Source organism: Nakamurella alba (genome assembly GCF_009707545.1).
Taxonomy (GTDB): Bacteria; Actinomycetota; Actinomycetes; order Mycobacteriales; family Nakamurellaceae; genus Nakamurella; species Nakamurella alba.
Genome location: NZ_WLYK01000011.1, coordinates 150,711 through 175,925, shown reverse-complemented (window position 1 = coordinate 175,925; position 25,215 = coordinate 150,711). Strand labels below are relative to the sequence as shown.

The 25,215-nt window shown below is 72.2% G+C and carries 20 protein-coding genes; 5 read left to right on the top strand and 15 right to left on the bottom strand.

Annotated features, from left to right (window positions below; translation table 11 throughout):
- Positions 1-43: 43 nt before the first annotated feature.
- Together GIS00_RS22720 and GIS00_RS22715 are read right to left on the bottom strand one after the other, a co-directional pair.
- On the bottom strand, positions 44-808 hold the full coding sequence (locus GIS00_RS22720; protein ID WP_230314006.1) for an SDR family NAD(P)-dependent oxidoreductase: 765 nt from the start codon (positions 806-808) through the stop codon (positions 44-46).
- Complete coding sequence (locus GIS00_RS22715) at positions 805-2,082, bottom strand: flavin-containing monooxygenase (RefSeq protein WP_322098333.1); 1,278 nt, start codon at positions 2,080-2,082, stop codon at positions 805-807. Before GIS00_RS22715 ends, GIS00_RS22720 begins: the two co-directional genes overlap by 4 nt.
- Positions 2,083-2,214: 132 nt before the next feature.
- Here GIS00_RS22715 and GIS00_RS22710 point away from each other — a divergent pair, with 132 nt between their 5' ends.
- From GIS00_RS22710 to GIS00_RS22695, 4 genes are all read left to right on the top strand, one after another.
- Positions 2,215-3,111, top strand: coding sequence for a LysR family transcriptional regulator (locus GIS00_RS22710; protein WP_322098332.1), 897 nt, complete (start codon positions 2,215-2,217; stop codon positions 3,109-3,111).
- A 108-nt stretch (positions 3,112-3,219) separates the two neighbouring features.
- Positions 3,220-3,567 (top strand): YciI family protein, encoded by a 348-nt coding sequence (locus GIS00_RS22705; protein WP_322098331.1) that lies wholly within the window; start codon positions 3,220-3,222, stop codon positions 3,565-3,567.
- Positions 3,564-4,679: an RNA polymerase sigma factor gene (locus tag GIS00_RS22700; RefSeq protein WP_154770738.1), complete on the top strand. Its 1,116-nt coding sequence runs from the start codon at positions 3,564-3,566 to the stop codon at positions 4,677-4,679. The genes GIS00_RS22705 and GIS00_RS22700 overlap by 4 nt, the downstream gene beginning before the upstream one ends.
- A 113-nt stretch (positions 4,680-4,792) precedes the next feature.
- Positions 4,793-5,617 carry an SCO6745 family protein gene (locus tag GIS00_RS22695; protein ID WP_230314005.1) on the top strand — a complete coding sequence of 275 codons (825 nt, stop codon included), beginning with the start codon at positions 4,793-4,795 and terminating at the stop codon, positions 5,615-5,617.
- A gap of 10 nt (positions 5,618-5,627) precedes the next feature.
- On the opposite strand, the gene GIS00_RS22690 is transcribed toward GIS00_RS22695, so the two are convergent.
- The 10 genes from GIS00_RS22690 to GIS00_RS22645 all read right to left on the bottom strand — a co-directional run bounded on the left by GIS00_RS22690 (position 5,628) and on the right by GIS00_RS22645 (position 22,450).
- Positions 5,628-6,533 (bottom strand): acyl-CoA thioesterase, encoded by a 906-nt coding sequence (locus GIS00_RS22690; RefSeq protein ID WP_322098330.1) that lies wholly within the window; start codon positions 6,531-6,533, stop codon positions 5,628-5,630.
- A 327-nt stretch (positions 6,534-6,860) separates the two neighbouring features.
- Positions 6,861-8,279: a pyruvate kinase gene (gene pyk / locus GIS00_RS22685; RefSeq protein ID WP_154770737.1), complete on the bottom strand. Its 1,419-nt coding sequence runs from the start codon at positions 8,277-8,279 to the stop codon at positions 6,861-6,863.
- A gap of 834 nt (positions 8,280-9,113) precedes the next feature.
- Entirely contained in the window at positions 9,114-10,571 is a 1,458-nt protein-coding gene (locus GIS00_RS22680; RefSeq protein WP_322098329.1) for a glutamate synthase subunit beta, read from the bottom strand.
- Complete coding sequence (gltB, locus tag GIS00_RS22675; protein ID WP_322098328.1) at positions 10,564-15,156, bottom strand: glutamate synthase large subunit; 4,593 nt, start codon at positions 15,154-15,156, stop codon at positions 10,564-10,566. Before gltB ends, GIS00_RS22680 begins: the two co-directional genes overlap by 8 nt.
- Positions 15,157-15,548: 392 nt before the next feature.
- Positions 15,549-16,796 (bottom strand): prolipoprotein diacylglyceryl transferase, encoded by a 1,248-nt coding sequence (gene lgt, locus GIS00_RS22670; RefSeq protein WP_154770863.1) that lies wholly within the window; start codon positions 16,794-16,796, stop codon positions 15,549-15,551.
- A gap of 11 nt (positions 16,797-16,807) precedes the next feature.
- Positions 16,808-17,614 (bottom strand): tryptophan synthase subunit alpha, encoded by an 807-nt coding sequence (gene trpA, locus GIS00_RS22665; protein ID WP_322098325.1) that lies wholly within the window; start codon positions 17,612-17,614, stop codon positions 16,808-16,810.
- The gene (trpB, locus tag GIS00_RS22660; protein ID WP_154770862.1) at positions 17,611-18,882 is read right to left on the bottom strand and encodes a tryptophan synthase subunit beta; all 1,272 of its coding nucleotides are present in this window, start codon (positions 18,880-18,882) and stop codon (positions 17,611-17,613) included. The genes trpA and trpB overlap by 4 nt, the downstream gene beginning before the upstream one ends.
- A 169-nt stretch (positions 18,883-19,051) precedes the next feature.
- Complete coding sequence (gene trpC, locus GIS00_RS22655; RefSeq protein ID WP_407666914.1) at positions 19,052-19,897, bottom strand: indole-3-glycerol phosphate synthase TrpC; 846 nt, start codon at positions 19,895-19,897, stop codon at positions 19,052-19,054.
- Positions 19,898-19,991: 94 nt separating this feature from the next.
- Positions 19,992-20,774: a Trp biosynthesis-associated membrane protein gene (locus tag GIS00_RS22650; RefSeq protein ID WP_154770735.1), complete on the bottom strand. Its 783-nt coding sequence runs from the start codon at positions 20,772-20,774 to the stop codon at positions 19,992-19,994.
- Between the two features lie 89 nt (positions 20,775-20,863).
- Positions 20,864-22,450 carry an anthranilate synthase component I gene (locus GIS00_RS22645; RefSeq protein ID WP_154770734.1) on the bottom strand — a complete coding sequence of 529 codons (1,587 nt, stop codon included), beginning with the start codon at positions 22,448-22,450 and terminating at the stop codon, positions 20,864-20,866.
- A 68-nt stretch (positions 22,451-22,518) separates the two neighbouring features.
- On the opposite strand from GIS00_RS22645, the gene GIS00_RS29140 reads away from it, so the two are divergent.
- Positions 22,519-23,298: a GNAT family N-acetyltransferase gene (locus tag GIS00_RS29140; RefSeq protein ID WP_322098323.1), complete on the top strand. Its 780-nt coding sequence runs from the start codon at positions 22,519-22,521 to the stop codon at positions 23,296-23,298.
- Positions 23,299-23,519: 221 nt separating this feature from the next.
- Here the strand turns inward: GIS00_RS29140 and GIS00_RS22635 are convergent, their stop codons facing one another.
- From GIS00_RS22635 to hisF, 3 genes are all read right to left on the bottom strand, one after another.
- The gene (locus tag GIS00_RS22635) at positions 23,520-23,948 is read right to left on the bottom strand and encodes a hypothetical protein (protein WP_154770733.1); all 429 of its coding nucleotides are present in this window, start codon (positions 23,946-23,948) and stop codon (positions 23,520-23,522) included.
- 78 nt (positions 23,949-24,026) lie between these two features.
- Positions 24,027-24,401: a phosphoribosyl-AMP cyclohydrolase gene (gene hisI / locus GIS00_RS22630; RefSeq protein WP_322098322.1), complete on the bottom strand. Its 375-nt coding sequence runs from the start codon at positions 24,399-24,401 to the stop codon at positions 24,027-24,029.
- Positions 24,398-25,186, bottom strand: coding sequence for an imidazole glycerol phosphate synthase subunit HisF (gene hisF, locus GIS00_RS22625; RefSeq protein WP_322098321.1), 789 nt, complete (start codon positions 25,184-25,186; stop codon positions 24,398-24,400). The genes hisI and hisF overlap by 4 nt, the downstream gene beginning before the upstream one ends.
- Positions 25,187-25,215: the final 29 nt, after the last annotated feature.

The window sequence follows — 25,215 nt, the reverse complement described above, 5'->3', positions numbered from 1 at the left end:
GCCTACGTTCCGCCCGGGCCGCCGGATGTGCGGTCACCAGTGATCAGTGCGCGAGGAAGCCGCCGTCCACCACGATCTCGGTCCCGGTCACGAACCGCGCGTCGTCGGAGGCGAGGAACGCCACCACCGCGGCGATCTCGCTGACGTGGGCGCGCCGCCCCAACGGGGTCTGCGGGATGACCCCACCCTCCTTCTCGTGCTCGTTCATCGGGGTGCTGACCCCGCCCGGGACCAGCGCGTTGACCCGGATCCCGTGCGGGGCGAGCTCGAGGGCCGCGGTCTTCGTCAACGCCAGCAGGGCACCCTTGCTGGCCGTGTAGGCGACGTACCCCACGGCGCCGACCACCCCGAAGATCGACGCGGTGTTGATCACCGACCCGCCGCCGGCCGTGATCAGCAGCGGCGCCGCGGCCTGGATGCCGAGCAGCGGACCGGTGGTGTTGACGGTCAGCGTGCGCTGCCAGTCCTGCTCGCTCTGCTCCAGGATCGGTGCGACGTGGATGATGCCGGCGTTGTTGACCAGCACGTCCAGGCGGCCGTACCGCTCGGTCACCTCGGCGATCGCGCCCGCCCAGTCGGCGGCGGAGGTGACGTCCAGGCGCCGGTAGGTGACGTCGAGTCCCTCCTCCCGCAGCGCCGCGGCGGTCGCCTCGCCCTCGGTGTCCAGCACGTCGCAGGCCAACACCCGCGCCCCCTCGGCGGCGAGGCGTTCGATGTGCGCCGCACCCTGGCCACGCGCGGCACCGGTGACCAGTGCCACCCGCCCGACAAGCCGGCGCGGCATCTCGTCGAGCACGAGGGCGCTCATCGGGCTGCCACCTGCTGCCGGGTCGGGGCCGGCGCGGCCGGTAACCGGTCGAGGTAGCGGTGGGTGTGGTCCATCTGCTGCTGCCACTCCTTGCGGATGATGTCGATGCGGGAGTCGGGGGTCTGTTGCGCGGCGAGTGCGGCCGACACCGGCCGTCCGTGCTGCAGGAATCGGGCCACCAGCTCGGCCTGCGCCGAGTACACGGGGAGTTGCGGGCCGCGGGGCGCGGCGAGACCGATGAGGTAGAGGTTCTCGGTGCCGACCGGCACCGTCAGCCCGGCCACCCGCAGCGGCACCCCGTCCCGCCAGGTCAGCAGCCCGCGGTCGAGGAACGGCAGTGAGGTGTGGAACCCGGTCGCCCACAGCACGGTGTCGAACTCGCCGGAGCTGCCGTCGGTGAAGTGGACGGTGCGGCCGGCGAACCTCTCGATCCCGGGCCGGGCGGTGATCCTGCCGTGCTGGATCCAGTACGGCAGCAGCGAGTTGACCACCGGTCGCTGCTTGTTCAGGTTCTCGGTCAGCGGCGCCTGCAGCCCGCGGTAGGAGGTGGGCGCGCCGACCGCGATGCGCACCATCGCCCTGGTGATCCGCTCCCGCGCCGTGTCCGGCAGCCAGGACGGCCAGCGCAGTTCGGCCCGCGGCCGGCCGAGCAGCGCCTTCGGCTGGAACACCTGCCCCGATCGCACCGAGACGTGCGCGTCGAGCCGCGCGTGCGCGGCATCGACCGCCAGGTCGCACCCCGAGTTGCCGGCGCCCACCACCAGCACCCGGGTGCCCTGGATGTCGGAGGCGTCGTGGTAGTCCGCCGAGTGGACCTGGTGCCCGGTGAACTCGCCGGCGAAGGCGGGGATGCGCGGGTCGGTGAGGTGCCCGTTGGCGATCAGCACCGCGTCGTAGTCGCGGACCGTGCCGTCGTCGGTGGTCACCGTCCACCCGTCGCTGCCCCGCTCACCGCGCGGCCGCACCTCGGTCACGGTCGTGCCGAAGGTGACCTTCTCGCGGAGCCCGTGCCGGTCGGCGAAGGACTCGATGTAGTCGACCATCTGCGCGCGGCTCGGGTAGACCGGGTAGTCGGGCGGCATCGGATCACCGGCGAACCCGGACAGGTCGCGGGAGGTGATCAGGTGCAGCGACTCGTAGTCGGTGTGCCAGTGCCCGCCGACCCGGTCCGACCGCTCGAAACAGTCGACGTCGATGCCGTGCGCGCCGAGCACGCGCAGCGCGGCGAGTCCGGCCGCGCCGGCCCCGATGATGCAGTACCGCGGTGTGCTCACCACTGGCTCCTTCTCCCGATCGTCTGCCGGCACCAGTCTGGGCACCCGGCGCACGCCGGTCCAGCCTTGATCGGCGAGATGCCCCATAGGCTGAGCCTTGATCCAAGACCCGCACTCGCGCATGCTTCCCCGGTGACGCTGCAACAGCTCGAGTACTTCCTGGCCTCGGTGCGCCACGGCTCGTTCTCCGCCGCCGCCCAGGCGTTGTGGATCGCCCAGCCGAGCCTGTCCGAGCAGATCAAGAGGTTGGAGACCGAGCTCGGCGTGCCGTTGTTCATCCGCACCAACCGCCGGTTGGTGCTGACCGAGGCGGGTCGGCTGTTCGCACCGCGGGCGGAGCAGGCGCTGGCCGCGACCCGGGCGGCGGCGGAGTCGGTGCGCCAGGTGCGCGAGCTGGTCGGCGGCACCGCCGTGCTCGGGACCTTCAGCAGCGCAAGGCATCTCGTCGTCACCGATCTGATCGAGCAGTTCCGGGTCCGGCACCCGCAGATCCGGGTGCGGATCGTCGGGCTCAACTCGTCCGAGGTGGCGGACGAGGTGCGGTCCGGCGAACTGGAGGCCGGTCTGGTCGCACTGCCGGTCGACGACCGCGGGCTGACAGTCGGGCCGGTGGTGTGGTCTGCGGCGGTGGTGCACCTGTCGGTCGCGCCACCGACCGCCGGGCCGATCGACGTGCGCACCCTGGCCGCCCGGCCGCTAATACTACCCGAAGCCCGTTGGGGCGCAGCGGATCCCACGAGACGACAGCTGGTCGACCGGTTCCAGCGGGCCGGGCTGACGCTCGCCCCGGAGATCGAGGTGGAGTCGCCGCAGTCCGCACTGGAGCTGGCCGCCCGCGGCGTGGCCGACACCGTGCTGACCCTGCCGCTGGCCCGTGCCCTGGGCGCGGTCCCCGGCCTGCACGCCACCCCGCTCGACCCGCCGCTGGCCGAGAACTTCGCCTTCGTCACCCGCCGCGATGCGGTGTTGTCCCCCGCCACCCTGGCCCTGACCCGGCTCGCCACCGAACTGCTCGCCGCGCTCCGGTGATCGCGGGACACATGCCCCACCGGAAATTTCCGGTCCGGTGTCCTTTCCCGGCGGTCCCGTTCGTTCCATGCTGACGGGACCGGACGGTCCCCGGACGAAGGAGACATTGTGGCCCTCTACCTGGCACTGACCTACACCGCCGACGTCAACTGGTGGGACGCCGAGCACGCCGAGGAACTCGCCGAGTACCGCGGCTGGGCCGTCGAGCATGCCGACGCCCTGCGCAGCAGCGCGCTGCTGCATCCCACCCCGACCGCGACCGTGGTCCGGGTCGATTCCGCGCGCGGCGGTCAGGTGATCACCACCGACGGTCCGTACGCGGAGACGAAGGAGGCGCTCACCGGTTACTACGTGATCGAGGCCGAGGACCTGGATCAGGCGGTCGCGATGGCGGCGCAGCTGCCGGCGGCCCGCAACGGCGCGGTGGAGATCCGCCCGCTGATCGCCTTCCGGTGACCGACCCGGCCCGGGACCTGTTGGCGCACACGGTGCGTCGCGAAGGCGCGCGGGTGCTGGCGACGCTGATCCGGACAGTCGGCGACGTCCAGGTGGCCGAGGACGCGGTACAGGAGGCGGTGGTCGCGGCGTTGACCAGTTGGCCACGCACCGGCGTCCCGGCGGAACCCCGGGCGTGGCTCACCCTGACCGCCCGTCGCAAGGCGCTGGACGTGCTGCGCCGGGAATCCGGACGGTCCGCCCGCGAGGAAGAAGGACTGCGCATGATCGAACTGGGGCGCTCGGACCTGCCGCCGGAGGACGTGGTGCGGGACGACCAGCTGCGGCTGATCTTCACCTGCTGCCACCCGACCCTGGCCCCGGCCACCCGTGTCGCGCTCGCGCTGCGGACCCTGTGCGGGCTCGACGTCCCGACGATCGCCACCGTCCTGCTGGGCACCGAGGCGGCGACCGCGAAGCGCCTGACGCGGGCCCGGCAGAAGATCGCGGCGGCCCGGATTCCCTACCGGGTACCGGATGTCGCGGACCTACCTGACCGGCTGCCGGCGGTCTGCGCGGTGATCCAGGCGCTCTACACCGCCGGGTACCGTCCGTCGTCCGAGGATCCGGTGGTCCGCACCGAGGCCGTCCGGCTGGCGGAACTGCTGCACGACCTGCTCCCGGCGCAGACCATGCCGCAGGGCCTGCTCGCCCTGCTGCTGCTCACCGAGGCGCGCCGGCCGGCCCGGCTCGACGACCGCGGGGAGCCGGTACCGCTGGACCGCCAGGACCGGAACCGCTGGGACCGGCCGATGATCGACCGCGGCATCGACCTGTTGAACCGGTCGCTGCTGGCGACGCAGGGATCGGCGGACCCGTACCAACTGCAGGCTGCCATCGCCGCCGAGCACGACCGGGCGGTCAGCGCGGACGCCACCGATCATGCGGAGATTCTCCGGCTCTACGACCTGCTGGTGGCCGTTGCGCCGAGCGAGCCGGCCCGGCTCGCCCGTGCTGTTGCGGTCGCAGAGGTGCACGGCAGCGCCGCAGGTCTCGCCGCCCTGGACGAGCTGCCGCCGGGTGGGCGCCGGGACGAGGTCCGTGCCGACCTGCTGGAACGCAACCGGGGCTGAGACCTGCTGCTGAGAACTGCCCCTACCGACGGGCTGCCGCTCGTGGGCGCCCGTGTCAGGATCACCCCGCAGGTCCGGTGGTCTGCCGGGCCGCACCGGGAGGGAGCAGATCGGTGGCACACCCGAGGGCGAAGATGCGCCGCATGTTCGAGCTGGTCGAGCCGATCGCTGCGGTGTCCTTCGGCGATGCCGTGCTCGGTGCGTTCCTGGAGCACGGCATGCGGACCATCTGGGACGGCTACTTCGCCGGCCGGGCCGCGGCCCTGGGCCGGGTCCCGGCGGAGGTGGTGCACGCCGCCTTCTACAGCTTCGCCGAGGGCGAGGCGGCGCGGCACATCCCGTGGGTGTGGAGCAAGGTCACCCCGGACGAGGCGATCCGCATCCGCGAGCGGAGCAGTGCCGCTGCACTCCGGCACCGGTTCGGCGCTCTTGCCGATCCTCCGGGTCTGGACCGGACGATCGCACTCGCGACCCGGGCGGCGTTCTCGGCACCGACCGAGGGCCGGGTGCTCTACGCCGCACTCCGCTCACTGGATCTGCCCGCGGACCCGGTCGCCCGGCTCTGGCACGTCACCACGCTGCTCCGGGAGTACCGGGGCGACGGCCACAGCATCGCGCTCGCCGCCAACGGGATCGCCGGGACCGAGGCGCACGTGCTGTTCGCCATCTCGCTCGGGATGCGGCCGGCGGAGTTCGGCCGGCTGCATCACCTCCCGGCCGCCCGGCTCGACGCCGTTCTCGGCGGTCTCCGACAGCGCGGCCTGATCGACGGCAATTCCTTCACCGCTGCCGGCCGGGCGCTCCACGGCCGGATCGAGGCACTGACCGACGACCTGGCCGCCCCCGCCTACGAGGTGCTCTCCCCCGGTGAACTCGACGAACTGATCGCCGGTCTCGAGCCGCTGACCGCGAGCTTCCCGGCCGACACCTCGACCTGAGTGCGGGCTCTCAGCCGCGGACCCGCACCAGGCCCTCCTGGACCACGGTCGTCAGCAGGTGACCGTCGGCGTCGAGGAAGGCTCCGGTCGCGAGTCCGCGCCCGCCCGCGGCGACCGGTGCCTGCATCTCGTAGAGCACCCAGTCGTCGAACCGGATGGGCCGGTGGAACCACATGGCGTGGTCCAGCGAGGCCATTTGCTTGATGGTGTTCTCCGCGACGACTCCGTGCGGCCGGAGCACGGTGTCGAGCAGAGTCAGGTCCGAGACGTAGGCCAACAGGCAGACGTGCAGCAGCGGATCGTCCGGGATCCGGCCGTCCGGCCTGATCCACACCCGCACCCGTTCCTCCGGAGCGGCGACGCGCTGCTCCGGAGGCATCAGCCAGGTCGGCAGCTCCACGTAGCGGATGTCGAACGGCCGCGGCATGTGCGCCCACACGTGCCGGGTGTCCGGCACCGCGGTCAGCCGCTCGTCCAGGGTCGGCACCTGGTCCGGCGGCGGGACGTCCAGCGGCGCCGGCTCGTGCTCCATCCCCTCCTCGTCGCTCTGCCACGACGAGGACATGGCGAAGATCGTCTTGCCGTGCTGCACCGCGGTGACCCGGCGGGTGGTGAACGAGCGGCCGTCCCGGACCCGTTCGACCTGGTAGATGATCGGCACCCGCGGGTCGCCGCCGCGGATGAAGTAGGCGTGCAGCGAATGCACCCGCCGATCCGGCGGGACGGTACGACCCGTGGCCACCAGCGCCTGGCCGGCCACCTGCCCGCCGAACACCCGGACCGGCGAGATCTCCGGGGACACCCCGCGGAACAGGTCGTCCTCCAACCGCTCCAGGTCGAGCAGTGCCACCACGGCGTCCACCGCGGTCTGCCCGCGCACGGAGCTGGCGGGGTGGATCAACGGGTCCTGGGTCACCGGGACACCGTAGCGGCCCCGCACCCGCCCGACCTGCCTGCGAGGCCCGTCGGGATCAGGTGTGACGCACCCCGCCGAACCCGCCCGACACGCCCGACACAGTGATCACCGTTCCCCGCGACCCGACCCCCCGCCCGACGCGATGATCAACTTCCCCTGCGACCCGACCGTCGCCCGACGCGATGATCAACTTCGCCTGCGCGTAGGAACTCGTCGACTCCTGTCCCACCCACAACAAAAACACCGTGATCCCACGCGTCGACGAAGTTGATCATCGCGGGGTCGGGGAGGTGGAGCGGCCGGGCGGGCGGGAGGTCGGAGGCGGGGTCAGTCCTGCATGCCGAGGCGGTGCACGCGGATGAGGTTGGTCGAGCCCGGGGTGTTGGGCGGCGAGCCGGCGACGATGACCACGGTGTCGCCGACCTGGTAGCCGGTCAGCTCGAGCATGGCGGTGTCGACCAGTGCGACCATCTCGTCGGTGGAGTCCACCGACTCGACCTCGAAGGTCTTGGTGCCCCAGGTCAGTGCCAGCTGGTTACGGGTCGACTCCAGCGGGGTGAAGGCGAGCAGCGGCAGGTGCGTGTGCAGCCGGGCGAGCCGGCGCACGGTGTCGCCGGACTGGGTGAAGGCGACCAGCGCCTTGGCCTCCAAGCGCTCGCCGATGTCCCTCGCGGCGTAGGACAGCACGCCACGCTTGGTCCGCGGCACGTGCGAGAGCGGCGGTGCGGCAACGGATTCGCTCTCGACGGCCTCGATGATCCGGGCCATCGTCGCGACGGTGAGGAAGGGGTACTTGCCGACCGAGGTCTCGCCGGACAGCATCACCGCGTCGGCGCCGTCGAGCACCGCGTTGGCGACGTCCGAGGCCTCGGCACGGGTCGGGCGGGAGTGCTCGATCATCGAGTCGAGCATCTGCGTCGCCACGATCACCGGCTTGGCGTTCTCCCGGGCGATCTGCACGGCGCGCTTCTGCACCAGCGGCACCTGCTCCAGCGGGAGCTCGACACCGAGGTCGCCGCGGGCCACCATCACGCCGTCGAACGCCAGCACGATCGCCTCGAGATTGGCGATGGCTTCCGGCTTCTCGAGCTTGGCCACGACCGGGACCCGGGTGCTGCCGACCTCGTCCATGACGCCGTGCACGAGGTCGACGTCGGACGGCGACCGGACGAAGGACAGCGCGACGAAGTCGACACCGAGGGAGAGGGCGAACTTCAGGTCCTCGATGTCCTTCTCGGACATGGCAGGGACGGAGACGTTCATGCCGGGCAGGGAGATGCCCTTGTTGTTCGAGACCTGGCCGCCCTCGGTGACGGTGCAGTGCACGTCGTCGCCGTCGACGGAGGTGACCACCAGGCCGACCTTGCCGTCGTCGATCAGCAACCGGTCGCCGGGGCGGGCATCGCGGGCCAGGCCCTTGTAGGTGGTGGAGACGCGCTCCTTGCTGCCGATGCAGTCCTCGACGGTGATGGTGACCTGCTCGCCGTTCGCCCACAGGTGCGGGCCGTCGGCGAATCTGCCGAGCCGGATCTTCGGACCCTGCAGGTCGGCCAGGATGCCGACGGTCTTGCCCAGGCGCTGGGCGGCGGCCCGGACGTGGCCGTGCACGACGGCGTGGTCGGCGTGGTCACCGTGGGAGAAGTTCATCCGGGCGACGTTCATGCCGGCCTCGATGAGCGCGGTGATCGCCTCCTCGGACGAGGTGGCGGGCCCGAGTGTGCAGACGATCTTCGCGCGGCGTTCCATGAGGACCTAGCCTACTGCGCTCTCTGAACCGATTCTGTACACGGGGTCACAGATGTCCGACCCTGTCGCGAAATCCCGCCCGGATGCGTGGCGTTTGCGGGCGCAGCAGTCCCCGGTCAACGGAGGCGCCACAAGCTCGGCAGGTCGGCGTGTGGGAGCGGGCCGCGCTCGGGGGATCTGCCCTGCAGGCAGGCGGCGACGGAACAAGTGCCCCGGAGAAGGACGCCCGGGCAGGGTGTCGGGAACGGAACAAGCGCCCGGAGAGGGACGGCCCGCCCAGCGGGCCGTTCGGTAGGCCCGCACCCGGGCAGGCGGAAACGGCACAAACGCCCGGAGAAGGACGGACCGGGCAGTGGGTCGGCCGGCCTGCCCGGACGTGTGCGGACCAGCCAAGGATCACGCCGCCCGCTGCCGGCGCTCCCGGGCCGAAAATGGACAACCCGTGTAGCCAGAAGGACCCGGAACGAACAACGGCCCACACCACCACCCCCGAACCCGGACGCCGGCGCTCCCGGGCCGAAATGGACAACCCGTGTAGCCAGAAGGACCCGGAACGGGCCTCGGCCCGCACCACCATCTCCGAGCCGGGAAACCGCTACCCGTACCGATCGGCGGCATTCGTTGGCCCTCCACCCGGGTGACAACCGGCGGAGGGGCCAACGAAGCTCACGCCGGACGCCGACGACCACTCCCGGGCCGAAAATGGACAACGCGTGTGGCCAGACGGACCCGGAACCAACCGCGGCCCCACCACCACCCCGAACCCGCCGCCCGACACCTCCGGAGCAGCAACCCCGGCCCGACACCCGCCGGACCAGTACCCGCCGGAGGACCTCAGCGCAGGGCGACGGCGGAGGGCTGGAGGGGGTCGGGCAGGGCGGAGACGGCGGAACCACCGGAGAGGAAGGCGTCGACACCCGCTGCGGCAGAACGACCCTCGGCGATGGCCCAGACGATGAGCGACTGACCACGACCGGCATCACCGGCGACGAAGACGCCGGGCATGTTGGTCATGTAGTCGTCGTCGCGGGCGACGGTGCCGCGGGCGGTGAGATCCACGCCGAGCTCGTCGAGCAGACCCTCACGCTCCGGCCCGGTGAAGCCCAGGGCCAGCAGCACCAGGTCGGCCTGCAGGTGCGCCTCGGTGCCCGGCGACGGGACGAACCCGCCCGGCACCCGCTTGCCCTCCATCAGGTGCAGTCCGGTGACATGGCCGTCGACACCCTCCAACGACGTGGAGTTGACGCCGAAGACGCGCTGGCCGCCCTCCTCGTGCGCCGCAGAGGTGCGCAGCAGCAGCGGGTAGGTCGGCCACGGGGTGGAGGCGTCCCGGGTGACCGGCGGCTGGACGTGGATGTCCAACTGGGTCACCGAGGCCGCACCCTGGCGCAACGCCGTGCCGTAGCAGTCGGCGCCGGTGTCACCGCCGCCGATGATCACGACATGCTTGCCCTCGGCACTGATCTCGGGTGCGGCCAGGGTCCCCTCGAGCACCTTGTTGGCCTGCACCAGGTAGTCCATCGCCAGGTGCACGCCGGACAGCTCGCGGCCGTCGACGGTCAGCTCGCGCGCCACGGTCGACCCGGTGGCCAGCACGATGGCGTCGAACCGGCGGCGCAGGTCGTTGACCGACAGGTCGACGCCGACGTTGCAGTGCGAGATGAAGCGGACGCCCTCGGCGGTCATCTGCTCGAGGCGGCGGTCCAGCACGGCCCGGTCCATCTTGAACTCCGGGATGCCGTACCGCATCAGGCCGCCGATCCGACCGTCCCGCTCGAACACGGTGACGGCGTGCCCGGCCCGGGCCAGCTGCTGCGCGGCGGCCAGGCCGGCCGGCCCGGAACCGACGACGGCGACGGACTTGCCGCTGGACACCAGCGCCGGCCGCGGGGTGAGGCCGCCGGCCGCGATGGCCCGGTCGGCGATCTCCTGCTCGACCAGCTTGATCGACACCGGGTCGTCCCCGATGCCGAGCACGCACGCGCCCTCGCAGGGCGCCGGGCACAGCCGACCGGTGAACTCCGGGAAGTTGTTGGTCGCGTGCAGCCGGTCGGAGGCGTCCTCCCAGCGGCCGGTGCGGACCAGCTCGTTCCACTCCGGGATCAGGTTGCCCAGCGGACATCCCTGGTGGCAGAACGGGATCCCGCAGTCCATGCAGCGGGCAGCCTGCACCTTGGTGTCGCCTTCGGCGAACGGCTCGTAGACCTCGCGCCAGTCCTTGAGCCGCAGCGGCACCGGCCGGCGGGGCGGGGTCTGGCGGCCGTACTTGAGGAAACCGTTCGGGTCAGCCACGGGAGGCCTCCATGATCAGCAGGTCGGCGTCGGCACCGGTGCGCTCCGCCTCGGCCTGGATGTCCAGGACCTTGCGGTAGTCGCGCGGCATCAGCCGGCGGAAGCGGGTGGCCGAGGCCGGCCAGTCGGCGAGCAGCGAGGCGGCGATCGCCGACCCGGTCCAGCGGCGGTGATCGCTGATCACCTCGCCGAGCCACACGAACTCGTCCTCGCCGGACAGCTCCTCGACGTCGACCAGCTCCGGGTTGATCCGGCTCAGGTCGGGGTCGAGCAGGTAGGCGATGCCACCGGACATGCCGGCCGCGGCGTTCCGGCCGGTCCGGCCCAGGATGACGACCCGGCCGCCGGTCATGTACTCGCAGGCGTGGTCGCCGGTGCCCTCGGCGACGAAGAGCGCCCCCGAGTTCCGGACGGCGAACCGCTCGCCGACCCGGCCGCGCAGGAACACCTCGCCCGAGGTGGCGCCGTAGCCGATGGTGTTGCCGGCGATGACCTGGACCTTCGATCCGGGCGCCTGGGCCGGCGAGTTCTCCGCCGGCCGCACCACGACCCGGCCGCCGGACAGGCCCTTGGCCACGTAGTCGTTGGCGTCGCCCACCAGGTCCAGTGTGATGCCGCGCGGTAGGAAGGCGCCGAGCGACTGGCCGGCGGTGCCGGTCAGCTCCACGGTGACGGTGCCGTCGGGCAGCCCGTCGGGGCCGAACCGGCGGGTCACCTCGGAGCCGAGCATGGTGCCGCTGGTGCGGTCCACGTTCCGGATCGGCGACCGCAGGGTGATCGTCCGGCCGTCCTGCAGGGCCTCGCCGGCGCTCTCGATCAGCTTGGCGTCCAACGTCTTGGACAGGTCGTGCTGCGCCGGGCGCAGACACGAGTGCCCGCTGGCGGTGTCGGCCACCGCGAGCAGCGGCGCCAGGTCCAGCCCGCGCGCCCGGTGGTGGTCCACCGCGGGCGCGACGTCCAGCAGCTCGGCGTGCCCGACGGCCTCCTGCAGCGACGAGAAGCCCAGGGCCGCAAGGTATTCGCGGACCTGCTCGGCGAGGAACAGGAAGAACGTCTCGACGAACTCCGGGGTACCGGTGTAGCGGTCGCGCAGCACCGGGTTCTGGGTGGCGATGCCGACCGGGCAGGTGTCCAGGTGGCAGACGCGCATCATCACGCAGCCGGCGACGACCAGCGGAGCGGTGGCGAAACCGAACTCCTCGGCGCCCAGCAGCGTCGCGATGACCACGTCACGGCCGGTCTTCATGCCGCCGTCGGCCTGCACCCGGACCTGCTCGCGCAGGTCGTTGAGCCGCAGCGTCTGCTGCGCCTCGGCCAGGCCCAGCTCCCACGGCTGGCCGGTGTGCTTCAGCGAGGTCAGCGGCGCGGCACCGGTGCCGCCGTCGTACCCGGCGATGATCACCCGGTCCGCATGTGCCTTGGCCACGCCGGCCGCGACCGTGCCGACACCGGGCTCGGCCACCAGCTTCACCGACACGTCGGCGCGCGGGTTGGCGTTGCGCAGGTCGTGGATCAGCTGCTTGAGATCCTCGATCGAGTAGATGTCGTGGTGCGGCGGGGGCGAGATCAGTCCGACACCGGTGGTGGCGTGCCGGGTGTTGGCGATCCACGGGTAGACCTTGTTGCCGGGCAGCTGCCCGCCCTCGCCGGGCTTCGCACCCTGTGCCATCTTGATCTGGATCTCGTCGGCGTTGACCAGGTAGGCGCTGGTCACGCCGAACCGGCCGGAGGCGACCTGCTTGATCGCGGAGCGCCGGGTCGGGTCGTAGAGCCGGTCGATGTCCTCGCCGCCCTCGCCGGTGTTGGACCGGCCGCCGAGCCGGTTCATGGCGATCGCCAGCGTCTCGTGGGCCTCCTTGGAGATCGACCCGTACGACATCGCACCGGTGACGAACCGCTTCACGATCTCCGCGGCCGGCTCCACGTCCTCCAGCGGGATCGGCAGCCGGACGTCGGTGCGCAGCCCGAACAGGCCGCGCAGGGTGCCGCCGCGGCGGGCCAGCTCGTCGACGGTGTCGGTGTACCGGCGGAAGACGGACTCCTGCTTGGTCCGGGTGGAGTGCTGCAGCAGGTAGACGGTCTCCGGGTTGAACAGGTGGATCTCGCCCTCCCGCCGCCACTGGTACTGCCCGCCGACCTCCAGGCCGCGGTGCTCGCGGACGGAGGTGTTGGGCACGAAGGCCAGCTCGTGCCGGATCCGGATGTCCTCGGCCAGGACCCCGAGATCGCTGCCGCCGGTCCGCGAGGTGGTGCCGGTGAAGTACTCCTCCAGCACCTCCTCGTCGATGCCGAACGCGGCGAACACCTGGGCCTGCCGGTACGAGCCGACCGTCGAGATGCCCATCTTGGACATCACCTTCAGCACGCCCTTGCCCAGCGCGTACACCAGGTTCCGGGCCGCCTTCGCCGGCGTGACGTCGCCGAGCAACCCGCCGGCGGCGAGGTCCTCCGCGGTTTCCACGGCCAGGTACGGGTTGACCGCACCGGCGCCGTAGCCCAGCAGCAGCGCGACGTGGTGCACCTCGCGGGCGTCACCGGCCTCGACGACCAGCGCCACCTTGGTCCGCGACTTCATCCGCACCAGATGGTGGTGCACGGCCGAGGTCAGCAGCAGTGACGGGATCGGTGCCCGGTCGGCATCGCTGTCCCGGTCGGACAGGATCAGGATCCGCGCACCGTCGGCGATGGCCTGGTCGGCCTCCGCCCGGCAGCGGGCCAGCGCCTCGCGCAGCGCCTCTCCCCCGCCGGCCACGTCGTACAGGCCGGAGATGGTGGTGGAGCTGAAGCCCGGCAGGTCGCCCTCGGCGTTCACCCCGACAAGCTTGGCCAGCTCGTCGTTGTCGATGACGGGCGAGGGCAGCTTGATCAGCCGGCAGGACGTCGGCCCGGGTGCGAGCAGGTTCTGCTCTGGGCCGATGACGCTGGCCATGCTGGTGACGACCTGCTCCCGGATCGCGTCCAGCGGCGGGTTGGTGACCTGCGCGAACAACTGCGAGAAGTAGTCGAACAGCAGCCGCGGGCGCTCGGACAGCACGGCCTCGGGCGTGTCGGTGCCCATCGACCCGATCCCCTCGGCACCGGTCTTCGCCATCGGGGTGAGCAGGACCCGCAGGTCCTCCTCGGTGTAGCCGAACACCTGCTGGCGCCGCAGCACGGCCTCGTGGCCGGTGACCACGTGCTCGCGGGCGGGCAGGCTCTCCAGCGGGATGAGCCCGGCGTGCACCCACTCCGAGTAGGGCTCCTGCGCCGACAGGTACGCCTTCACGTCGCGGTCGTCGAGGATCTTCCCGCGGGCGGTGTCGACCAGGAACATCCGGCCGGGCTGCAGCCGGCCGCGCTCCACGACCTGCTCCGGCGGGATCGGCAGCACGCCCGACTCGGAGGCGAGTACCACGGTGTCGTCGGTGGTCAGCCACCACCGGCCCGGGCGCAGGCCGTTCCGGTCCAGGACGGCGCCGAGCAGGGTGCCGTCGGTGAAGGTGACACAGGCCGGGCCGTCCCACGGCTCCATCAGGCAGGCGTGGAACTCGGAGAAGCCGCGGAATGCCGGATCCATGGTGTCGGCGTTGTTCTCCCACGCCTCCGGGATCATCATCAGCACCGCGTGCGGCAGCGACCGGCCGCCCAGGTGCAGCAGTTCCAGCACCTCGTCGAACGACGCGGAGTCGGACGCGTCCTTGCTGTTGATCGGGAACACCCGCGCCAGGTCGCCCGGGATCAGGTCGGAGGCGAGCATGGCCTCGCGGGCCCGCATCCGGTTCCGGTTGCCGCGCACGGTGTTGATCTCGCCGTTGTGCGCGATGAAGCGGAACGGGTGGGCCAGCGGCCACGCCGGGAAGGTGTTGGTGGAGAACCGGGAGTGGACGATCGCGATCGCCGACTCCACCCGCTGGTCGCGGATGTCGGTGAAGAACGCCGGCAGCTGCTCGGTGGTCAGCATGCCCTTGTAGACGATGGTCCGGCTGGACAGCGACGGGAAGTAGATGTCGACGCCGGCCGCGGCGGTCTCGTGCTCGATGCGCTTGCGGGCCGGGTAGATCAGCCGGTCCAGGGCGAGCCCGGACGGGCGGACGCCGTCGGCGTCCGCCGGGGCGGCGATGAAGAGCTGCTCGAAGACCGGCATGACGTCGACCGCCATCCGGCCCACGCCGGCGGCATCCGGCTCGGTCGGGACCGCGCGCCAGCCGACCAGCTCGAGGTTCTCCTCGGCCAGGATCTGGGCGACGATGCTCTTGGCCGTGCGCCGCTCGGCGACGTCCACCGGCAGGAAGGACAGACCGGTGGCGTAGGCGCAGCCGTCGGCCCGGCCGTCCGCGTCGCGGGACACGGTGGGCAGGTCGAAGTCGACCACGGCGCGCAGGAACGAGTCCGGGACCTGGATGAGGATGCCCGCACCGTCACCGACCGCCGGGTCGGCGCCGGCGGCGCCGCGGTGGTCCAGGTTGATCAGTGCGGTGATGCCGTCGGCGACGATCTTGTTCGAGCGACGCCCGCGGACATCCGCGACTGCGGCGACACCACATGCATCGTGCTCCATGGCGGGGTCGTAGAGACCCTGGGCATGGGGCTGGGCCGAGTACTTCACGGCAACCTCCCGTCGTCATGTCGCGGCGGCGACCTGAACAGTGGCACCGACCCCCGGAGGGGCGGCGGAGTGCGGCAGATCCACATCGGATCGGCCCGGGGGCGGGAGAGCTTCCTCCCTGACGGCAGCGTGCCCGGCGACGATGGCTGGTGGCACGCGACGGACGACACCGGTGCGGACACGGCGCAGCTCCGTACAGGATGTCCGTCGGTTCTGCGACCCGTGAACTGCCGGGTCCTTGGGACGACGGTGGCCCAGTTACCGGCAGATTACAGGAACTCCGCACCTCCCCCACACGTGAGAAATGCCCGCTGGATAACGGTCCGGAATCGAAAACCTGTCAGTTCGCCCGGTGACCGGGCAGCGGCGTGCCCGATACCGGTCACGGCGTTTCAGTCGCCGCCGCCCCCGCCGCCGCCGTCGGAGCTGCCGCCCGTGCTGTCGGTCCCGCTGTCGCCACCAGTGCTGTCGCTGGAGCTGTCCGTCGACGTGTCAGTTTCGGCGGAACTCTTCTGCCCGGTCGTGGTGGACGACGTGGATCCTCCGTCGTCCGCGGAGCGGGGATCGTCCTTGGACAGCGCCACCGCACCGGCGGCACCCCCGGCATCGACGGCCGGTGACGACGTGGCGGAGGTCGACGCCGGGGTCGCACCGACGACCGCCTTGTCGCCACCGTTCTTCTGTTCCTCGTCGGCCGGCTTGTCGTCGTCGGGATCCTCGTCCCCGCGCCCGCGCAGCAGCGCCGGGTCCTCTCGGTGCCGGCCGCGCAGCGCGATCAGGAACCCGATGGCCACCACGAACATCACGATCGAGGTGAAGACGTTGATGCGCAGGCCGAGGAAGGTGTTCGCGGTGTCGATCCGCAGCATCTCGATCCAGCCACGCCCGGCGGTGTAGCCCGCGACGTACAGCCAGAACACCCGGCCGGCGCCGAGCCGGAACCGGCGGTCGGCCCAGACCAGCAGCGCGGCGACCGCCAGGTTCCAGAGCAGTTCGTAGAGGAACGTCGGGTGATAGGTCCCGCAGAGGATCTCCGGGGTGGCCTTGATGTAGTCGGTCGGGAACTCCGGCGTGGAGCCGGCGATGCCGCAGGCCTCCTGGGTGCCGGCGGCGCCGCCCGGGGTCCGCAGGAACACCTCGAGCGCCCACGGCACGGAGGTCTGCGCGCCGAACAACTCCTGGTTGAAGTAGTTGCCCAGCCGCCCGATCGCCTGGGCCACCACGATGCCCGGCGCGATCGAGTCGGCGAACGCGGCGAAGGAGACCTTGTAGTAGCGGCAGCCGATCCAGGCGCCGACGCCGCCGAGGGCGATGGCCCCCCAGATGCCGAGCCCGCCGTCCCAGATGGCGAACGCCTTCCAGGGGTTGCGGCCCTCGCGGAAGTACAGCTCGTTGTCGGTGATGACGTGGTAGAGCCGACCGCCGACCAGGCCGAACGGAACGGCGAACACGGCGATGTCGGTGACCCGGCCGGCCCGGCCGCCGCGGGCGACCCAGCGCTTGTTGCCCCACCAGACGGCGACGACGATGCCGACGATGATGCAGACCGCGTAGGCCCGCAGCGGCAGCGGTCCGACGTACCAGACGCCCTGCGCCGGGGACGGGATGTCCGCCAGGTAGGCGGTGGCCGTCCCGGCCATGTCGGCGGCGCTCACGCGCCCACCCTCGCGCCGGAGCGCACGCCGGCGGCGAGTTCGGCGGCCAGGGCACGGACGGCGTCGAGTCCGTCCGGTCCGGGCTCGCCGGCCAGCGCGGTGAAGGCGGAACCGACGATGACCGCGTCGGCGAAACCGGTCATGGTGGCGGCCTGTTCGCCGTTGCGGACGCCGAGGCCGACGCCGATCGGCAGGTCGGTCTGCTCGCGGCAGCGGGCGACCAGGCCCTCGGCCGCTTCCGACACCGAGTCCCGGGCGCCGGTCACACCCATCACCGCGGCGGCGTAGAGAAAACCGCGGGTCCGGGCGGCGGTGGCATGGATGCGCTCGGCGGACGAGGACGGCGCAACCAGGAAGATCGGGTCGATGCCGTGGGTGTCGGCGGCGGCGAGCCAGTCCTCCGCCTCGTCGACGATCAGGTCCGGGGTGATCACGCCGAGTCCGCCGGCGGCGGCGAGGTCCCGGGCGAAGGCGTCCGGGCCGTAGGCCAGCACCGGGTTGAAGTAGGTCATCACCACGGCCTTGCCGCCGGCCGCGGACACCCGCTCGACCACGGTGAAGATGTCGCGGATCCGGAACCCGGCGGACAGCGCCGTCTGCGACGCGGCCTGGATCACCGGACCGTCGAGCACCGGGTCGGAGTACGGCAGACCGACCTCGACCAGGTCGCACCCGGCGTCGATCATCCCGGTCAGCAGCTCCGCGGAGCGGTCGACGGTCGGGAACCCGGCCGGCAGGTAACCGACGAGCGCCGCCCGGCCCTCGGCCCGGGTGCCCGCGAAGAGATCCTGCAGTGCACTCACCGGCTCACTCCTGTGCCGTTCACCGGGGGCAGGACGCCACGGGCCTTCGCCGGGTCCCCGTCCAGTCCGAACCATTCCATCGCGGTGCCCATGTCCTTGTCGCCGCGGCCGGAGACGTTGATCAGCACGATGCCGTCCTTGCCGATCTCCTGTGCCAGCTTCACCCCGCCGGCCACCGCGTGCGCCGACTCGATCGCGGGGATGATCCCCTCGGTGCGCGACAGCAGCGCGAAGGCGTCCATCGCCTCGGCGTCGGTGGCCGCCCGGTACTCGGCGCGGCCGATCTCGGCCAGGTGCGAGTGCTCGGGGCCGACGCCCGGGTAGTCCAGTCCGGCCGAGATCGAGTGCGACTCGATGATCTGGCCGTCCTCGTCCTGCAGCAGGAACGTCCGCGCGCCGTGCAGCACACCGACGGTGCCGGCCACCAGAGTGGCGGCGTGGCGGCCGGTCTCGACCCCGTCGCCGCCGGGCTCGATCCCCACCAGCCGGACGTCCGGGTCGTCGATGAAGGCGTGGAAGACCCCGATCGCGTTGGAGCCACCGCCCACGCAGGCGGTGACGGCGTCCGGCAGCCGGCCGGTCAGCGACAGCGACTGCGCCCGGGCCTCCAGCCCGATGATCCGCTGCAGGTCGCGGACGATCAGCGGGAACGGGTGCGGCCCGCCGACGGTGCCGAAGATGTAATAGGTGTCGTCGACGTTGGCCACCCAGTCACGGAAGGCCTCGTTGATCGCGTCCTTCAGGGTCATCGAGCCGGTCTCCACCGGGATGACCTCGGCACCGAGCAGCCGCATCCGGGCGACGTTGAGGGCCTGCCGCTCGGTGTCGACCTTGCCCATGTAGATCCGGCAGCTCATGCCCATCCGGGCGGCCGCGGTCGCGGTGGCGACACCGTGCTGGCCGGCGCCGGTCTCGGCGATCAGCCGGGTCTTGCCCATGCGCCGGGCGAGCAGCGCCTGCCCGAGCACGTTGTTGATCTTGTGGCTGCCGGTGTGGTTGAGATCCTCCCGCTTGAGCAGGATCCGGGCCCCGCCGACGTGCGCGGTGAGCCGCTCGGCGTCGGTCAGCGGGCTGGGCCGGCCGGCGTAGGTCTCCGCGAGATGGTCGAGCTCGGCGAGGAAGTCGGGGTCCAGCTTGGCCTTGTCGTAGGCGTCGGCCACCTCGTCGATGACGGTGACCAGTGCCTCGGGCAGCCAACGCCCGCCGAAGGATCCGTAGTAGCCGCGGGCGTCCGGGTCGTGCGCGGTGCCGGTGATGCCGTCGGACATCCGGGGCAGGCCGTCGGGACGCGGGGAGGGGCGGTAGAGGCCCAGGTTCTGGCTCACGGTCACAGCTGTGTCGACTTCCGGGTCGTGCGGGTGGTGGGCGGGACGTCGGGGTGGCTGCTGCCGTGTCGTCGTCCCTGCCGGCCGGGCCGCCCGTCGGTCGGCGGGGCGATCAGCGGGCCGGGCGGGGGCAGGACGGGTGGGATCCGGCGGTGACCAGGTCCGCCACGGCCGCCCGCGGGTCGCCGCTGGTGACCAGGCCCTCGCCGACCAGCACGGCGTCGGCGCCGGCACCGGCGTAGGCGAGCAGGTCGGCGGTGCCGCGGACACCGGACTCGGCGACCCGGACCACCTCGCTGGGCAGCCCGGGGGCGATCCGGGCGAAGACGTCCCGGTCGATCTGCAGCGTGGTGAGGTCACGGGCGTTGACGCCGATGATCTTGGCGCCGGCCTCCAGGGCCCGGTCCGCCTCGGCCTCGGTGTGGATCTCGACCAGCGCGGTCATCCCGAGGGACTCGATGCGCTCGAGCAGGCCGTGCAGCACGTTCTGCTCCAGGGCCGCGACGATCAGCAGCACCATGTCCGCACCGTGCGCCCGGGCCTCGTGCACCTGGTACGGCGAGACGATGAAATCCTTGCGCAGGACCGGGATGTCGACCGCGGCGCGGACCGCGTCCAGGTCGGCGAGCGACCCGCCGAAGCGCCGGCGCTCGGTGAGCACGGAGATGGCGCGGGCTCCCCCGGCGGCGTACCCGGCGGCCAGCTCGGCCGGATCGGCGATGGAGGCGAGGGCGCCCTTGGACGGGCTGGCCCGCTTCACCTCGGCGATGACGCCCACCCCGGGCTCCCGGAACACCGGCAGCACCTGCTTGGCGGCGGGAGCGGCGAGGGCGCGGGCCTTGATCTCGGCCAGGGGCACCGCCGCCTCGCGGGCGGCAAGGTCCTCGCGCACACCGACCAGGATCTCGTCCAGTACGTTCACCGGCTCGTCTCCTTGGGGCTGCTGTGGTTCCCGGATGAGGTGGTGCCCGTGGCCTCTCCGCAGGCCGTACGGCCTCCGGCGATGCGATGAGCCTTCGCCACGGCCGGTCCCGATCCCGACCCGCAGGGCATCATCGTAACCGCCCCGGGGGGTCCTTCCGGACACCGAGTCCCGATTCGTCCGGGTCGGCGACCGCGGCGTCCGGGTTGTCCGCCGGGCCGGTCGCGTCCGGCGGAGGTGTGACGGGCATGTGGTGTGCAACGGCGTCACGGTCCGGACGGTTCACCAAGGTGTCCGGACGGTCCTGCCCGCCCTCGTCCACCCGGTCGGCCGGATCGCCGGCGGTCGGGTCCGCACCGGCGTCCAGCGCCTTCCACCAGCCCGCGGCCGCGTCGGCGTCACGCACGTCGTCGGTGACCGCCGCCTCCCGCGCGGCGCGCCGGCTGGTCGGCGCCTCGTACCGGCTGCCCATCGCCGGCCGGGTGGTCCGCACAGCGGGGGCGAGCACCCGCAGCAGTCCGGACACCAGCACCAGCAGCCCGCCGACCGCCGCGAGCACCGGGGCCCAGGCATGCACCTCGACCGGGCCCATCAGGTCCGGGGTGGTGGGCAGGCCGGTGTCGGGTGCGGTGGCGTCCGAGGGTGGTGCGAACAGCACGGTGAGGGCGGCCGCACCGATGCCGGCACCGATCGCCGCCACGAGCACACCGACCGCCCGGGACCACCAGCCCCGCACCGCGAACGAGGCGGCCAGGCCGGCGAGGGCGACCAGGGACAGCGCCACCAGGGCCGGCGCCGCCTGGTGACCGGTGCGGGAGAGCTGTTGCTGCGCACCGTCGGGACCGTAGGTCTGGCTGATCCAGGTGGGCAGTCCGGCCAGCAGCGCGAGGGCCACGCCGAGCAGCAGGAGCACGACGGCGATGCCGGTCCGCCGACCACTGCGACCTGCGGGTCGAGCCGGCGGTTCCGCTTCGGAACCGTGCGCGACCTCCCCCGGCCCGGTCACGCTCCCCCAGCCGGGCGCAGCGTGCCGGCGGCGGCGACCGCGCGGATCACCGCGGCGGCCTTGTTGCGGCACTCCGCGTCCTCATTGGCGGGCACCGAGTCGGCCACCACACCGGCGCCGGCCTGCACGTGCGCAACACCGTCGGCCACCAGCGCGGAGCGGATGGTGATCGCGGTGTCGGCGTCACCGGCGAAGTCGAGGTAGCCGACCACGCCGCCGTAGGTCCCGCGTCGGGCCGGCTCCAGCTCGTCGATGATCTGCATGGCCCGCGGCTTGGGTGCGCCGGACAGGGTGCCGGCCGGGAAGCACGCGGTGAGCGCGTCGAACGCGGTGCGGCCCGGGGCGAGCCGGCCGGTGACCGTCGAGACGATGTGCATGACGTGGCTGTACCGCTCGATGGTGAAGAAGTCGACGACCTTCACCGTGCCGGCGGCGCACACCCGGCCCAGGTCGTTGCGGCCCAGGTCGACCAGCATGACGTGCTCGCTGCGCTCCTTGGCGTCGGCGAGCAGGTCCTTCGCCAGCAGGACGTCGTCCTCCTCGGTGCGGCCGCGCGGCCGGGTGCCGGCGATCGGGTGCATGGTGACCTCGCCGTCCCGCACCGTCACCAGTGCCTCCGGTGAGGACCCGACGACGCTGGCCGTGCGGCCGGACGGGGTCGGCACCCGCAGCAGGTACATGTACGGGCTCGGGTTGGTCGCCCGCAGCACCCGGTAGATGTCGAGCGGGTCGGCCTCGGTGTCCATGTCGAACCGCTGGCTGATCACGATCTGGAAGGCGTCGCCGGCCCGGATGTGCTCCTTCGCGCCCTCGACCATGTCGGTGTACTGGTCGGACGTGGTGCGCCGACGGACCTCCGGCTCGGGCCGACCGAAGACGGCGGCCGGCAGCGGCACCGGGGTGCCCAGCTGCTCGGACATCTGCTCCAGCCGGGCGACCGCGTCGTCGTAGGCGGCGTCCACCCGCTCGTCGGTGGCGTCCCAGTTCACCGCGTTGGCGATGAGGGTGACCGTGCCCTCGTGGTGGTCCAGCGCGGCCAGATCGGTGGCCAGCAGCATGACCAGCTCCGGGACCTGCAGCTCGTCGACGGCCGGGTGCTCGCCGTCGATCCGTTCCAGCCGGCGGACGATGTCGTACCCGAGGTAGCCGACCATGCCGCCGGTCAGCGGCGGCAGACCGGACAGCGGCTCGGTGTGCAGCAGCCGCAGCGTCTCGGCCAGCACCTGCAGGGTGTCCCCGTCGGTGGGCAGGCCGACCGGCGGCGTGCCGATCCAGTGGGCCACGCCGCCCTTCTCGCTCAGTGCGGCCGGGCTGCGCACCCCGACGAACGACCACCGCGACCACGACTTGCCGTGCTCGGCGGACTCCAGCAGGAAGGTGCCCGGCCGGTCGCCGGCCAGGGTGGCGTAGAGCCCGACCGGGGTCTGGGTGTCGGCGAGCAGGGTGCGGGTGACCGGGATGACCCGGCGGTCCCGGGCGAGCTCGCGGAACTCCGCGCGGGTGGGCCGGATCTCGCCGAGGGTGCCGGCGGCCGCGGCCGGGGCGGCGCCGTGTGCTGCGGGGGCGAGGGGTGGTGCGGACATGGCGATCATTCTGCCCCGCCGCCGACACCCGGTCGGACCTCCCCGGGGGTGCCCCCTACGATCCCCGGGTGCCGATTCCGCCGCTGCCCGACCCCGCCGGACTGCAACGGCTGATGGCGCACGGCTGGCAGGGAGTCATCGAGCAGCCACTGGGCGAGTGGGTGCTGCGGTACGGCAACGGGTTCACCAATCGCGCGAACTCGGTGCTGCCGCTGGGCGATCCGGGGATGTCGTTCCCGGAGGCGCTGGCAGCGACGCAGCAGTTCTACGCCGAGCACGACCGTCCGCCGGTCGCCCAGATCCCCGTGGATACCAGTGGTCTCGATGCCGTGAACCCGGTGGACGACGCCTTCGCCGAGGCCGGCTGGGCGGCGGACAGCCGCACGCATGTGATGACGATCCCGCTCGCCGACCTGCTCGATGTGTGCCCGCCGGTGCCCGGTCTGCCGGCGGCCGAGTTCGAGGACTCCCCCTCCGCGGCCTGGCTGGACGGCTACCTCTACCGCGGGGCCCCGCTGCCGCCGTCCGCGATCGAGGTGCTGGTACGCGCGGACCGGCCGGTCTTCGCGGCGGTCCGGGACGAAGCGGGGCAGGCCGGGGTGGCGCGGGGTGTGGTGCACGACGGCCTGCTCGGCGTCACCGCCGTCACCGTCGACGTCGCCCGCCGCCGGTCCGGGGTGGCCGGCCATCTGATGGGCGAGCTCGCCCGCTGGGCGGCCGCGGTGCCCGGCGCCGGTGTGCACACCGTCTACCTGCAGGTCGACGTCGCCAACACCCCTGCCGTCACCCTCTACCGCAAGCAGGGATTCGTCGTGCACCACGACTACCACTACCGGCGACCGGTCTGAGTCGGCCGGCAGTCAACGGGTGAGCTTGCCGAGAAGCTCCTCGAATCCCGCCCGGGTGTGCGCGGACATCGGCTTCATGGCAGTCGCGCCGGCGGACCGGCCCACTTCCGGTGCCGTCGATGCTCGACCATGGTCGGCGCGTGCCAACCGGCCCGTACCATGACGCCGCTCCGCGGTCCGAGCCGCGATGATACGGGGCGCGAGCCACCGGGATCGTCGAATCATGAACCCTCCTCGCCCCTCTCGAGCCGCTCTTCCACGATCGCTGCAAGCATTGCTTCCTGCTGGTCAGTATGCGCCTGGTCGGCCAATGCCCGGCAGATCCTCAGCATCCGATCCGGATCGAGGGAGGATGCCTGGGCGTACACCCACATCAGCAGGTCCCACCAGTGCTGATCCTGGGCCAGGTCCGCGGCGGCGTCCTGGTCGTAGCGGATCCTGCGGCCCACTGCCCGGTAGGCGACGACCGCAGCGACCAGTGCCCCCAGTGCGCCGAGCCCCGGCGATTTCACAAAGCCGTCGAACCAGCGCAGGGCGGGTTCGATCCAGATCCATGAGGTCGAGAAGCCGAACACGACAGTGCCGACCAGCAGCGCGCCGACCACGGCGAGCGGCACACTGCGCCGCTGTGTGTCGGAACCCGGATGCACCTGTCGATCCCACCACGTCGGAACAGCCGATGGGGCGGACCGCCGGGAGGGTGTGGACAACTTCGCGGACACCCGCGATCAGCCCTGCGGCAGCAGCGATCTCGACTCGTCGAAGCAACTGCGGGTGCCGGTGTGGCAGGCGGCGCCGACCTGGTCGACGAGGACGAGCACGGTGTCGCCGTCGCAGTCGTGCCGCACGTCCTTGACGGCCTGGGTGTGGCCGGAGGTGTCGCCTTTGACCCAGTACTCGCCGCGGGACCGCGACCAGTAGGTGGCCCGTCCGGTGGTCAGCGTCCGGCGCAGTGCCTCGGCGTCCATCCACGCCACCATCAGCACCTCGCGGGTGTCCCACTGCTGGGTCACCGCGCACACCAGGCCGTCGGCGTCGAAGGTCAGCCCGGCGGCGAGCTCGGCGCCCAGCACCGCGACCGGGTCCTGCACCGGCGGCTTCACCGCGACGCCCCGGTCTGCAGCCGCACCGGCAGGCCGGCCTCGGCGAGCTGCTGCTTGACCTCGGAGATGCGGAAGGTGCCGAAGTGGAAGACGGACGCGGCGAGCACGGCGTCCGCACCGGCCTCCACCGCCTCCGGGAAGTGGCCAAGTGCGCCCGCGCCGCCGGACGCGATCAGCGGTACGGCGACGGCGGACCTGATGCTGCGCAGCATCTCCAGGTCGAACCCGGCCTTGGTGCCATCGGCGTCCATCGACGTCAGCAGGATCTCACCGGCGCCGGCATCCTCGGCCCGGCGGGCCCAGTCGAGGGCGTCGATGTCGGTGGCCTGACGGCCGCCGTGGGTGGTCACCGTGTAGCCGGAGGGGCAGCGCGGGTCGTCGGTGCGGCGGGCGTCGATGGCGATCACCACGCACTGCGACCCGAACCGCCTGGCCGCCTCGGACAGGAACTCAGGGCGGGCGACCGCGGCCGAGTTGACCGACACCTTGTCCGCGCCGGCCCGGAGCAGGGCATTGATGTCGTCGACGGTGCGGACTCCCCCGCCGACGGTCAGCGGGATGAACACCTGCTCGGCGGTGCGCCGGATCATGTCGTAGGCGCTGGCCCGGTTGTCGCTGGTGGCCGTGATGTCGAGGAAGGTCAGCTCGTCGGCACCCTCGGCGTCGTACGCGCGGGCCAGCTCGACCGGATCACCCGCGTCCACCAGGTCGACGAAGTTGACGCCCTTGACCACGCGGCCCTCGGAGACGTCGAGACAGGGGATGACCCGGACGGCAACACTCACGCCGGCCATTCTCCCACCGCGGGCCGGGC

What these genes read in the sequence shown, in the direction of transcription:
- trpB (WP_154770862.1), bottom strand. Translation starts at nt 18,882, where the DNA reads ATGTCCGACGGCATCACCGGCACCGCGCACGACCCGGACGCCCGCGGC.
- lgt (WP_154770863.1), bottom strand. Translation starts at nt 16,796, where the DNA reads ATGGCCGGGACGGCCACCGCCTACCTGGCGGACATCCCGTCCCCGGCG.
- pyk (WP_154770737.1), bottom strand. Translation starts at nt 8,279, where the DNA reads ATGGAACGCCGCGCGAAGATCGTCTGCACACTCGGGCCCGCCACCTCG.
- GIS00_RS22720 (WP_230314006.1), bottom strand. Translation starts at nt 808, where the DNA reads ATGAGCGCCCTCGTGCTCGACGAGATGCCGCGCCGGCTTGTCGGGCGG.
- GIS00_RS22645 (WP_154770734.1), bottom strand. Translation starts at nt 22,450, where the DNA reads ATGTCCGCACCACCCCTCGCCCCCGCAGCACACGGCGCCGCCCCGGCC.